The organism is Hyphomicrobium sp. 99, assembly GCF_000384335.2.
Lineage (GTDB): Bacteria > Pseudomonadota > Alphaproteobacteria > Rhizobiales > Hyphomicrobiaceae > Hyphomicrobium_B.
The window spans coordinates 2,587,692-2,599,358 of the sequence record NZ_KQ031382.1 but is presented as its reverse complement, the minus strand read 5'-3'; the positions used below and the strand labels follow the sequence as shown (position 1 = coordinate 2,599,358).

The window sequence follows — 11,667 nt, the reverse complement described above, 5'->3', positions numbered from 1 at the left end:
GTTCGCGCCGTTGACCAATGAGATGTGCGATCTATTGTGCGCGCGAAGCGTAAAAATGTGAATGAAGGGAGGGGCAGTGAACAAACACCGCCCGAAAGCTCGTCCTTCTCCGACCCGTAGAGGTGCGGCGAAGCGCAGCGCGGTCACAAAGGCAAACTACGAGGCGCTTGCGGAATTCCGCTATGCGCTTCGCAAGTTTCAAGCTTTCAGCGAGGATGCGGCGGCTCGATCAGGCCTCACGCCGCAGCAGCATCAAGCGCTTCTCTCGATCAAAGGAGCTCCCGAGATCGACTGGCTCAGCATCAGCCAAATTGCGGAGCGCTTGCTCATTCGTCCTCATACGGCGGTCGAACTCGTGGACCGGCTGGTGAGTCTCGGGCTCGTGGTCAGGAAGACCGATCCAAACGACGGTCGCCGGATACAAGTTCACGTCACGAAAGAGGGCGAAGAAACGTTGGCCGCGCTTTCCGTCAATCATTTGGAGGAACTGAAAGGCATACGTCCGGCTCTCCGCAAATTACTCGAGCAGTTCGAGCGCGAGTACGGGACGTAACGATACGGTTGCACTCAGCCGATGCTCCTTTGCATAGTTGACCGGCCGAATAAAAATCATGTAGGCGGATTAGTCTCGCACAGGGATAAAGATATGCCGGCGGGGCAGAAGCCACTTGCCATTCTGGTCATAGATGAGAACCAGCTCCGTGCTTCCGTCATCGAAGCGGGGCTGCGCGAAGCTGGCTACGACAACCTGACGATCGTCCACGATGTCATCGGTATTGCCCGGCGCATCGAGGAGGTTCAGCCAGACGTCATCATGATCAATCTCGAAAACCCAAACCGCGACATGCTTGAGAACATGTTTCAGCTTTCGCGCGCCGTTAAGCGCCCGATCGCAATGTTCGTCGACCGATCGGACAGCGCTTCGATCGAGGCGGCCGTTGAAGCAGGCGTCTCGGCCTATGTTGTCGACGGCCTCAAACGAGAGCGCGTCAAGCCCGTCCTCGACATGGCAATCAGCCGATTCAATGCTTTCTCGCGCATGTCGCGAGAGCTTGATGAGGCGCGCTCCGAACTCGAAAAGCGCAAACTCGTCGGACGCGCCAAAGGCATCCTGATGTCGACGCGCGGCTTGTCGGAGCAGCAGGCCTACGTGCTGTTGCGTAAGACGGCCATGAGCCAGAATCGAAAGATTTCCGAGATTGCCGAAAGCCTGATCACAGCAGCGGGGCTCCTCGCACCACCTGGCGAGGAGGAGTGAATATGGCTGAGACGCACCAGATCACCGCAGGTTTCATGCCGCTTCTGGACAGCGCGGTGCTCGTCACGGCGAAAGAGATGGGGTTCGCCGAGTTTGAGGGCATCGAGCTTACGCTGGTACGCGAGATGTCATGGGCCAATATCCGTGATCGCTTGGCAGTTGGCCACTTCCAGGTCGCGCACATGCTGGCGCCCATGCCGATTGCCTGCAATCTCGGGCTGACGCCACTTGCCGTTCCGACGATCGTTCCGATGGCGCTCGGTCAAGGCGGAAATGCGGTCACCGTTTCGAATGCGGTTTGGGCTGCGATGTCGGCGCACGGAGCAGAAGCGAACTTCGACCCCGCGATGGCGGGACACGCCTTGAAAAAGGTCGTTCGCGAACGCGTCTCGCAGCGGAAGCCGCCGCTGCGCTTCGCTGTTGTCCATCCATTCTCGAGTCACAACTATGAACTTCGCTATTGGCTGGCGGCCTGCGGTATCGATCCATCGTGCGATATCGAGATCGTCATTGTTCCGCCGCCGCTGATGGTCGACGCATTGGCAAGTGGAACCATTGATGGCTATTGCGTTGGTGAGCCTTGGAACACCGCCGCCGCTCTTCTTGGCCACGGGCACGTCGCGACCGTGAAAGCCGCGATATGGCGATCGAGCCCCGAGAAGGTTCTCGGTGCGGGTGCACTCTGGGCAGAGGAAAATCCAGAGGCGCTATCCGCATTGTTGCGAGCGCTTAGCAACGCCGCCAAATGGTGTGGAGATGCCAACAATCACGACGACCTCGCGAGGATCCTGGCCGAGAAGCTGTACGTCGCTCAACCGGTAGGATGGATGTTGCCAGCGCTTCGCGGCCAGATGCCAATCGGCGGAGAGCGCACCGTCGCTGTTTCTGATTTCTTCGTGCCGTTTGCGAAAGGTGCGACCTTCCCGTGGAAAAGCCATGCGCTCTGGTTCTATTCGCAGATGGTCCGTTGGGGGCAAGTACCGCATACGGCCGAAAACGCCCAAATAGCGCGGGAGACGTATCGGCCTGGCCTTTATCGCGCAGCGTTGAAGCCCTTAGGCATTGCGCTCCCCGTTGCGAATGCCAAGGTCGAGGGTGCCTTGACGGCTGCAACTCCGGTCGGCTCATCCGGCGCAAGCCTAGTGCTCGGACCCGACGGATTCTTCGATGGTGGCTTGTTCGATCCCGACAAGCTCGACGCCTACATCGCGAGCCAGAAACAGTGAAAGGCACGATCTGCGTCAAACGTGCACTGCACAAAATTTGCACTGACGAGGCGCTAAGGTGCTGAATGTTTGGACTTGCGAAGCATCACAGGACGCCATTATCCCTTGTTTCATGAACTGAGTTGAAGGTTTCAACTCACCTAAGCTGCGGAATTTTCGCTCTTAGGAATTCATAAGCGTCCAATGACGGGCGCCCCAGGCAAAGCTGCCGATCAAGCATTCTTACCCGGTTTCGACGGGTGCGAACGCTTGGCCGGCAGCTTTTTTGTTTTCCGCGCTACGACCGGGAGCAATTTATGCGCGCACAGGAAAATTCCGTCTTGACGGTTTCCACAGCTGAAGGGCGTGCCCTTTGGGTGTCGACCATCGCCTTCACAGTCTCCTTCGCGGTCTGGACGATCTTCGCGATCATCGGCATTCGCATCAAGGCGCAGCTCGGTTTGAGCGAAACTGAGTTCGGTCTGCTTGCAGGAACGCCGATTTTAACGGGCTCTCTCGCCCGCGTTTTCCTCGGCATCTGGACGGATCGCTACGGCGGCCGGCTCATTTTTACGCTCAACATGCTGGCGGCGAGCGTTGCAACGGCGTTTCTCGTCTTTGCCCAAACCTATCCTGAAATGCTGCTGGCGGCGCTCGGCGTCGGATTAGCGGGCGGCTCGTTCGCCGTCGGCATCGCCTATGTCTCGCGGTTCTATCAGAAAGAACAGCAAGGCACCGTGCTCGGCATCTTCGGTGCAGGGAACGTCGGTGCTGCCGTCACGAAATTTCTCGCGCCGTTTGCGCTGGTCGCATGGGGATGGCACGCCGTCGCGTTGATCTGGGCCGCAGTATTGGCAGTCACGGCAATCATCTTCTGGTTCACGACGACCGATGATCCTCTCACCGTCGAGCGTCGCCGTACAAGCGACGCGCCCAAGGCGTACGCAATGGAACTTGCGCCGCTGAAGGACGTTCGCGTCTGGCGGCTTGCTTTCTATTATTTCTTCACGTTCGGCGGCTTCGTTGCACTCGCGCTGTGGCTGCCGCGTTATCTGATCGGCGTCTACGGTTTCGACATCGAAACGGCTGGCATGATCGCTGTCGCCTATTCGATCCCGGCCAGCATCTTCCGCGCCTATGGAGGCGTTCTGTCGGACCGTATCGGCGCGCGAACAGTCATGTATTGGTGCTTCGGTGTCTCGGCCATTGCGACACTTGCCCTGTCGTTGCCGCCAACCGACTACGTGATGCACGGAACGAACGGCCTGATCACCAAGCATTTCGAGATCAGTCCGCCGGTGTTCGTCAGCATTGCATTTGTGCTCGGCTTTTTCATGAGTATCGGCAAAGCCGCTGTCTTTAAACACGTCGCCACGTATTACCCGGACAACGTCGGTTCCGTCGGCGGTCTTGTCGGCATGATCGGCGGTCTGGGGGGCTTTGTCCTGCCAATCGCGTTCGGCTTTCTCAATCAGGTGACCGGACTTTGGACGAGTTGCTTCATGCTGCTGTTCGCCATCGTCATGACGCTGCTCGTCTGGATGCACATTTCTATCCGGCGCATGGAGAAAAGCGCTGCGAAGTCGCCCGGCGCTCGCGAAGCTCTCATCCCAATGGGAGGTCAGGCATGAAACTCGCCATCATTGGCAATGGCATGGCTCCGGGCCGCATGCTCGAGCATTTATTCGAGAGTGCGCCCGGCCGCTACGATGTAACGATCTTCAACGCGGAACCGCGCGTCAATTACGATCGCATCATGCTCTCTCCGGTTCTCTCAGGTGAGAAAAACTACGAACAAATCATTATTCACGGCGACGGCTGGTACATCAAGAACGGCATCACGCTCTTCAAGGGTCATAAGATCGTGGGGCTCGATCGCGAGGCGAAGACCGTCACATCTGATCACGGCGTCGTCGAGCCCTACGACAAGCTCGTTATCGCCACGGGTTCCGTGCCCTTTATCCTACCGGTGCCGGGCAACACTCTCGCCGGGGTCCTGAGCTACCGTGATCTGGACGACGTCAACGCGATGCTGCTTGCGGCGCGATCTCGCGCGAAAGCCGTTGTTATCGGTGGTGGCCTGCTCGGACTCGAAGCCGCCGCCGGTCTCGAAGCCCAGGGCATGGACGTCACCGTTCTTCATCTTATGCCAACGCTGATGGAGCGGCAGCTCGATCCTGCGGCCGGATATATGCTGCAACGGGCCATCGAAGATCGCGGCATCAAAGTCATCTGCAAAGCCAATACAAAAGCCATCGTCGGCGATAAGAAAGTCGAAGGCGTCGAGCTTGCCGATGGCCGGATCATTCCCGCAACGCTCGTCGTCATGGCCGCCGGCATAAAGCCGAATGCGGGCCTGGCAAAAGAAGCGGGTCTCGCGACGAACCGGGGCATCGTCGTGGATAACGGAATGCATACCTCGGATCCGGATATTTACGCGCTTGGCGAGTGCGCGGAGGTCGGTGGTCATGTCTACGGTCTCGTCGCGCCGCTTTACGAAATGGCGCGCGTCGCGGCGGCGCATCTTGTCGATGGGGCAAGTCCGGCAGCTTTCGTGCACAGCGACACGCCTACGAAGCTAAAAGTCACCGGTATCGAGCTCTTCTCGCTCGGCGATTTTGCCGATGGCGAAGATCGCCACGAGATCGTTCTTCGCGACGCTTCGGCGGGCGTCTATAAGCGCGTCGTTTTGAAAGATAACCGCATCATCGGCACTGTTCTTTACGGGGAGACGGCCGATGGAGCGTGGTTCAACGACCTGAAAAAAAGGCAGGTCGATATCACAGAAATGCGCGACACCTTGATCTTCGGCCAAGCCTATCAGGGGGGTGCCCCCCTCGACCCTATGGCGGCCGTTGCAGCGTTGCCCGATGACGCAGAGATCTGCGGCTGCAACGGCGTTTGCAAGGGGAAGATCGTCGGCGCGATCCAAGAGAAAAATCTAGCGTCGCTCGACGACGTTCGTGCACACACAAAAGCCTCCGCGTCTTGTGGATCATGCACGGGCCTCGTCGAGCAGTTGATGTCACTAACGCTCGGCGACGCCTACAACCCGGCGGCAGTACAGCCGATGTGCGGATGCACGGCTCTCGGTCATGATGACGTGCGTCGCTTGATCAAAGCCAAAGGCCTCAAGAACATCTTCGCCGTCATGCAGGAGCTTGAATGGACCACCTCGTGCGGTTGCGCCAAATGTCGTCCCGCATTGAATTACTATCTCGTCTGTCATTGGCCCGGCGAATACGCCGATGATTATCAATCGCGTTTCATCAACGAGCGCGTCCACGCCAACATCCAGAAGGACGGCACCTACTCTGTCGTGCCGCGGATGTGGGGCGGCCTGACGAGCGCCAAAGAACTGCGCGCCATAGCCGACGTGGTCGATAAATTTGAAATTCCGACCGTGAAGGTGACAGGTGGCCAGCGCATCGACATGCTCGGCGTCAAAAAGGAAGACTTGCCGGCCGTCTGGGCCGATCTCGGCAAAGCTGGCTTCGTTTCCGGTCACGCTTACGCCAAGGGTCTGCGCACCGTGAAAACGTGCGTCGGGACCGACTGGTGCCGCTTCGGCACGCAAGACTCGACCGGCCTAGGAATCCGCATCGAGAAATTCATGTGGGGCTCGTGGACACCCGCCAAGGTCAAGATGGCGGTCTCGGGATGTCCGCGAAACTGCGCCGAAGCCACATGCAAGGACGTCGGCGTCATCTGCGTCGACTCCGGCCACGAGATCCATTTTGCAGGCGCCGCCGGACTCGACATCAAGGGCACCGAAGTGCTCGGCCTCGTCAAGACAGAGGATGAAGCACTGGAGGTCATCGTCGCGCTCGTCCAGATGTATCGCGAGCAAGCGCGCTATCTCGAACGTATCTACAAATGGGCGAAGCGCGTGACGATCAAAGAAGTCCGCCGCCAGATTCTCGATGATCTCGACAAGCGCCACGGTTACTACGACCGCTTCGCCCATTCGCAGAAATTCGCGCAGGTCGATCCCTGGTCCGAGCGTGTTTCCGGCCTTCACAAGCATGAATTCAAGCCGATGGCGACGATCGGCATGGCTGACGCGGCGGAGTGATGACATGAGCTGGGTATTGATCGGCAGCATTACCGACATTCCGCTGCGCGGCGCGCGTTGTGTCGAAACACCGCTAGGCAAAATCGCGGTGTTCCGCACGGCGGAGGATCGTGTCTTCGCAATCGATGACCACTGTCCGCATAAAGACGGGCCGCTGAGCCAGGGCATCGTCCACGGCACCGCCGTCACGTGCCCTCTGCACAATTGGGTGATCTCGCTCGAAACGGGAAAGGCCCTCGGCGCCGACGAAGGCAGCGTGCGAACGATCCCAATCAAAGTCGATGGCGAAATGCTCTTCATCGGTTTGGCCGTCATGGCTGACCGGGCAGCCTGAGGCAGGAACTCCTATGACGGTGCAGCAACCCACGAAAACGACCTGCCCATACTGCGGCGTCGGTTGTGGCATCATGGCGGAGGTCGCTGCCAGCGGTCAGGTTACAGTGCGCGGAGACACGGATCATCCGGCGAACCTTGGGCGGCTCTGCTCAAAAGGGTCTGCGCTTGGCGAGACGGTCGACCTCGACGGCCGATTGCTCTACCCGGAGGTGGGGGGGCGACGCACGACCTGGGACGCGGCGCTCGATCTCGTCGCGTCGCGCTTCTCGAAGACAATCGCCGAATATGGCCCTGATTCCGTCGCGCTCTATGTTTCGGGTCAGCTACTGACTGAAGATTACTACGTCGCCAACAAGCTGATGAAGGGCTTCATCGGCTCCGCGAATATCGACACCAATTCGCGGCTCTGCATGGCATCTTCGGTCGCAGGACACAAACGCGCGTTCGGCTCAGATACCGTGCCGGGGTGTTACGAGGATCTGGAGCTCGCCGACCTCATCGTACTTGTCGGCTCCAACCTGGCTTGGTGCCATCCGGTCCTTTATCAGCGCATCGTCGCCGCGAAAGCAAAGCGGCCGCACATGAAGATTGTGCTGATCGATCCGCGCCGTACGGTGACAGCCGACATCGCCGACTTGCACCTGCCGATCAAACCCGATGGCGACGTCGCGCTTTTCGTCGGGCTCCTCAAGCATCTTTTCGAGACGAATTCCTTCGATCGGGATTTTGTCGCCGCCCACACTTCTGGATGCGCAGAAGCGCTAAGTGCCGTGGTAGCGCTGGATGCTCTGACGCTTGTCGAACGAACAGGCCTCAGCCACGCGATGGTTCAAAGCTTTTTCGATCTCTTCGCGCATACCGAGAAGACGGTCACGGTCTTCAGTCAAGGCGTCAACCAGTCCTCGTGCGGGAGCGACAAGGCCAACGCCATTATCAATTGTCATCTCGCGACAGGGCGCATAGGCAAGCCTGGAGCTTCGCCGTTTTCCGTCACCGGTCAACCAAATGCGATGGGTGGCCGGGAAGTCGGCGGGCTCGCAAACATGCTTGCTGCGCACATGGACATCGATGAGCCGGCGGATCGCGAGCGTGTCCAACGCTTCTGGCAATCGCCTACGGTTGCCACGACGCCCGGCCTCAAGGCAGTCGATATGTTTCGCGCCGTCGCCGATGGCCGCATCAAGGCGCTTTGGATCGTCGCGACAAATCCGGTGGTCTCGATGCCCGATGCGGGCAATGTCGAGGAGGCTCTGCGCAATTGCCCGTTCGTCGTCGTCTCTGACGTCACCGCGAACACCGACACCATACGCCACGCGCACGTTCGATTGCCGGCGGCAGCATGGGGCGAAAAGAGCGGTACGGTGACCAATTCGGAGCGGAGGATATCCCGGCAGCGGAGCTTTCTTCCCCTTCCTGGTGAAGCACGGCCGGATTGGTGGATCATTTGCGACGTGGCGAAGCGTATGGGCTTTGGCGTTGCTTTCGATTTTCAATCGCCAGCGGAGATATTTGCGGAGCACGCAGCGCTTTCCGCTTACGAGAACAATGGAACTCGCGATTTCGATATCGGAGAATTCGAAAATATCTCGGCAGAAACTTTCGATCGTCTCGAGCCGTTTCAATGGCCCCGCCGCGCGAGCTCCGCTCCATTGCCTCGGATGTTCGGCGACGGCAGGTTTTTCACGTCTGACCGAAAGGCCCGCTTCCTCGCAATCAGCGTGCAGGACGTTCCGCGGACAACCCATGCTTTCCCGATGACGCTCAATTCCGGGCGCATCCGCGATCACTGGCATACGCTGACGCGGACTGGAAAGAGCCAGCAGCTCTCACAGCATTACGGGGAACCGTTTGCAGAAATCCACCCAGAGGATGCCGCGCACCATAACATCAGGGACGCCGAACTCGTTCGGGTTTCGACCGGGTCCGCTTTCATTCTCGTGCGCGCGCGTGTCTCGACGCGCCAGCAACCTGGCGCGATTTTTGTTCCGATGCACTGGACCGATCAGTTCGCGTCGAAGGCTCGCGTCGACACTCTTGTGCCTCCGGTTGTGGACCCTATTTCAGGTCAACCCGCTTCCAAAAATATCGCTGTCCGCATCGAGCGTTTCGTCGCTGAGGCGTACGGCTTTGCGGTTCTTGCTCATAAGCCCAAGCACATCGACGCTGAATATTGGGCACTTGCGAAGTGTAATGGAGGCTGGCGCGTCGAGCTTGGCTTCGCCACGTCCCGCGAGAATTGGGCAACCCTCGCCGCTGAACTTTTCGGCGAACCACCGAATGCCGAGACCATCGCGTTCCACGATCGGCAGCGTGCTCGCTATCGCTTCGCCTGTTATCGCGATGAAGCGTTATTGGGCGCGCTCTTTCTCGGGCCGGAGCCGGTAGCCGTTTCGCGAGATTGGGCTGTGGGACAACTCGCGGCGTCGCATCCTCGGGCGGCTGCACGCTTCAGGCTCATTGCCGGACGTCCCGGCGCAGGCGCCATCGACAAGGGAGCGACCGTCTGTTCGTGCTTTGGTGTTGGCGCCAACGAAATCGCGGCTGCCGCGCGCCGCGGCTGCGGCACCGTCGCGGCGATCGGAGAGGCATTGCAGGCCGGCACGAATTGCGGCTCTTGCCGCGCCGAAATCCGAACCATCATCGACGCGCAGACCCTCGAAGCAGCGGAGTGAACATTGAAACGAGTAAGCGGCTATTTGCCTGTAACGTTGGCGTTTGGTGCGCTTCTAGGTTTGTCCAGCATGTCACATGCTGCTGATCTAGGCGGTGATTGCTGCAGCGATCTCTAAGAGCGCGTCGCAGAACTCGAAGCGACGAGCGCACGCAAAGGCAATCGCAAGGTTTCTCTGACGATATCCGGTTACGTCGCGCAGGAGCTGACCTGGTGGGATGCGATCCGCGGATCGGTTAGACCGTCCGTTCTCGCTTGCGAATGATCGTGCGAATAGCGGCTGCGTGCGCGCCGCTTGCGGACAAGAGAGGCTTCCTCCGCTCCCGCATTGTTGTTCAACCGCGATTGGGAGGTATTGCTGATCCCGGGGTCATGCTGGCATTTGACGGATCCGATCTAAAAAGGGTCTCCAGAAAAGAGCGAGGCCGAGGCAAGTCCGCACGGCTTGGTTCGCCGTAATTTGTTCTTCGCCTCAGCCCTCAGACCGTGGGTCAAAAGACCCTAGTCATTGTACTCCGAACAAAAGGTTGCGCTGCGGATATCGCCTACCGCCCGACGACAGACGTCTTCGGGCGATAAGTTATCGCCAACTTTGGCTGCTGAGGCACTTTTGGCTCTTGAGGCACTACTGTGAACATGAGCAGCGGATAGCGCTTCGGCGAGCTGGCATTGCGGGGTGGCAACCCATTGTCCGCCGATTTTTGCGAAGTCGCCATCACATACCGGCTGAGCATGGGTGGCCGGAACAGGAGCGAGATAAAGAAACGCAACCGCCAGTGCAGCAGGTAGAACTTTGATCATGTTAGTCTCCTTTCAGTTTCTATTTTGGGAAAAAACCCAAGACGAAGCACTTCGAGAGCTGCGGCTGCAGCCCGAAAGCGGGAACTCCGGTTTCAAATGATTTTCTTGCCGCTATTCTAGCTGGCGCTCTGCGCCGTGAATGGCTCTATTCAGTTCTACCGATTTATATTTTCGGCATAGCGAGATGAATTTCGCGCCGTTCGTGATGGTATCCCGCTTGTGAAGGGAATGCGGGCTGCGATGTCGCGTGGATATTCGGCCATTCTTTCCTCAATTCACGGACATCGACGGGCGCCGGTTCTTGTCTCATTCAATCTCGGCGGCTCTCATGGGATTTGGTCCGTAAATGAATAGATGGCACCGACACAGATGTTTCACAAAAGCATAATAATGCGGAAAAACCGCAATTATTTTGTCCGCCAAAGGGCTTCAATCGGCCATTCCAGCAGAGGACGCGCGAAGTCCTTCGCGAATATGAGCGATGATGCTTTCATCGGCTCGCGCGGAATGAATAACATAAGCAGAATAAGAAAATTCTGGCGAATTGGGTACCAGGGTCAAAAGGCCGTCTTTGAGATATGGCTTGATGAAACCGCGCCGGAAATAACCCCGCCCGCCTACCGCGAGAATGTATTCGAGCGCGAGCGGCCCATAGCTAACGGCTACGGTCGAAGGCGGAGCTGCGGGAAAAGCGGCGTGAAAGGCATCGGAGAATTCTTCGCCCCAATCTATCCGAACGGTCTCGTGCGATGCCGCCGATTGTGTGCTGCCCTTGGCCTCTGCCAAGACGAGTTTTTCTTCAAAGATAAGCTCGGCGATTAAGCCGATCTTACGCGGAGCGCCGTAGAGGATAGCCGCATCAAGCAAGCCTTCTTGAACCTGTTCGATCAATCGCTCTGCCGTATCCACGCGGACCGAAAGCGCAAATTGTGGATACGTACGACGCATCCATACAAGCCATAAGGGGACAAGAGGATCCGAAATGCTGAGTTCCGTGCCAATTGAGACGACTGCGTCTTGCTCATGGGGTAGCGCGATCGAACGAACCGCTTGCTCAGAAAGTCTGACAAGACTTATCGCGAAGCAGTGAAATTTTTGGCCCGCGGCGGTAAGCTGAGTGCCTAGCTTGTTTCGCACGAAAAGGGGGCGGCCAAGTTCCTGCTCGAGCACGCGTATCCTTGCGCCGATGGCGGTTTGGGTTACATGCAAATTGGCAGCCGCCGCCGCAAAGCTTCCTGTCTTGACGACTTCCAAAAAAGTTCGTGCCGAAGTTATGTCCATGGCTGCCGTTAAATGCTGCTGGGGGGTACTCTGAACGATG

9 protein-coding genes and 1 pseudogene are annotated in these 11,667 nt (G+C 58.3%); 8 read left to right on the top strand and 2 right to left on the bottom strand.

Annotated features, from left to right (window positions below; genetic code table 11):
* Positions 1 to 76 precede the first annotated feature (76 nt).
* The 8 genes and pseudogenes from G359_RS12495 to G359_RS20950 all read left to right on the top strand — a co-directional run.
* Positions 77 to 553, top strand: a complete 477-nt coding sequence (locus G359_RS12495; RefSeq protein ID WP_245280016.1) for a MarR family winged helix-turn-helix transcriptional regulator — start codon at positions 77 to 79, stop codon at positions 551 to 553.
* 93 nt (positions 554 to 646) lie between these two features.
* Positions 647 to 1,258: an ANTAR domain-containing response regulator gene (locus G359_RS12490; protein WP_045836396.1), complete on the top strand. Its 612-nt coding sequence runs from the start codon at positions 647 to 649 to the stop codon at positions 1,256 to 1,258.
* Between the two features lie 2 nt (positions 1,259 to 1,260).
* Positions 1,261 to 2,484, top strand: coding sequence for a CmpA/NrtA family ABC transporter substrate-binding protein (locus G359_RS12485; RefSeq protein WP_045836395.1), 1,224 nt, complete (start codon positions 1,261 to 1,263; stop codon positions 2,482 to 2,484).
* Positions 2,485 to 2,780: 296 nt separating this feature from the next.
* The gene (locus G359_RS12480; protein ID WP_045836394.1) at positions 2,781 to 4,094 is read left to right on the top strand and encodes an MFS transporter; all 1,314 of its coding nucleotides are present in this window, start codon (positions 2,781 to 2,783) and stop codon (positions 4,092 to 4,094) included.
* Complete coding sequence (gene nirB, locus G359_RS12475; protein ID WP_045836393.1) at positions 4,091 to 6,538, top strand: nitrite reductase large subunit NirB; 2,448 nt, start codon at positions 4,091 to 4,093, stop codon at positions 6,536 to 6,538. The genes G359_RS12480 and nirB overlap by 4 nt, the downstream gene beginning before the upstream one ends.
* 4 nt (positions 6,539 to 6,542) lie before the next feature.
* The gene (nirD, locus tag G359_RS12470) at positions 6,543 to 6,872 is read left to right on the top strand and encodes a nitrite reductase small subunit NirD (protein WP_045836392.1); all 330 of its coding nucleotides are present in this window, start codon (positions 6,543 to 6,545) and stop codon (positions 6,870 to 6,872) included.
* Between the two features lie 13 nt (positions 6,873 to 6,885).
* Positions 6,886 to 9,546, top strand: a complete 2,661-nt coding sequence (locus G359_RS12465) for a nitrate reductase (protein WP_045836391.1) — start codon at positions 6,886 to 6,888, stop codon at positions 9,544 to 9,546.
* Positions 9,547 to 9,615: 69 nt separating this feature from the next.
* A pseudogene (locus G359_RS20950) lies at positions 9,616 to 9,765 on the top strand (porin); the annotation flags it as partial.
* 281 nt (positions 9,766 to 10,046) lie between these two features.
* Here G359_RS20950 and G359_RS20505 read toward each other — a convergent pair.
* Both G359_RS20505 and G359_RS12460 read right to left on the bottom strand, forming a co-directional pair.
* On the bottom strand, positions 10,047 to 10,346 hold the full coding sequence (locus G359_RS20505) for a hypothetical protein (RefSeq protein WP_156150759.1): 300 nt from the start codon (positions 10,344 to 10,346) through the stop codon (positions 10,047 to 10,049).
* A gap of 429 nt (positions 10,347 to 10,775) precedes the next feature.
* The gene (locus G359_RS12460) at positions 10,776 to 11,627 is read right to left on the bottom strand and encodes a LysR family transcriptional regulator (RefSeq protein WP_045836390.1); all 852 of its coding nucleotides are present in this window, start codon (positions 11,625 to 11,627) and stop codon (positions 10,776 to 10,778) included.
* Positions 11,628 to 11,667: the final 40 nt, after the last annotated feature.

Bases quoted from the DNA above. Each gene is read 5' to 3' on its own strand.
- G359_RS12490 (WP_045836396.1), top strand. From the start codon at position 647: ATGCCGGCGGGGCAGAAGCCACTTGCCATTCTGGTCATAGATGAGAAC.
- G359_RS12485 (WP_045836395.1), top strand. From the start codon at position 1,261: ATGGCTGAGACGCACCAGATCACCGCAGGTTTCATGCCGCTTCTGGAC.
- G359_RS12480 (WP_045836394.1), top strand. From the start codon at position 2,781: ATGCGCGCACAGGAAAATTCCGTCTTGACGGTTTCCACAGCTGAAGGG.
- nirB (WP_045836393.1), top strand. From the start codon at position 4,091: ATGAAACTCGCCATCATTGGCAATGGCATGGCTCCGGGCCGCATGCTC.
- nirD (WP_045836392.1), top strand. From the start codon at position 6,543: ATGAGCTGGGTATTGATCGGCAGCATTACCGACATTCCGCTGCGCGGC.
- G359_RS12465 (WP_045836391.1), top strand. From the start codon at position 6,886: ATGACGGTGCAGCAACCCACGAAAACGACCTGCCCATACTGCGGCGTC.
- G359_RS20505 (WP_156150759.1), bottom strand. From the start codon at position 10,346: ATGATCAAAGTTCTACCTGCTGCACTGGCGGTTGCGTTTCTTTATCTC.
- G359_RS12460 (WP_045836390.1), bottom strand. From the start codon at position 11,627: ATGGACATAACTTCGGCACGAACTTTTTTGGAAGTCGTCAAGACAGGA.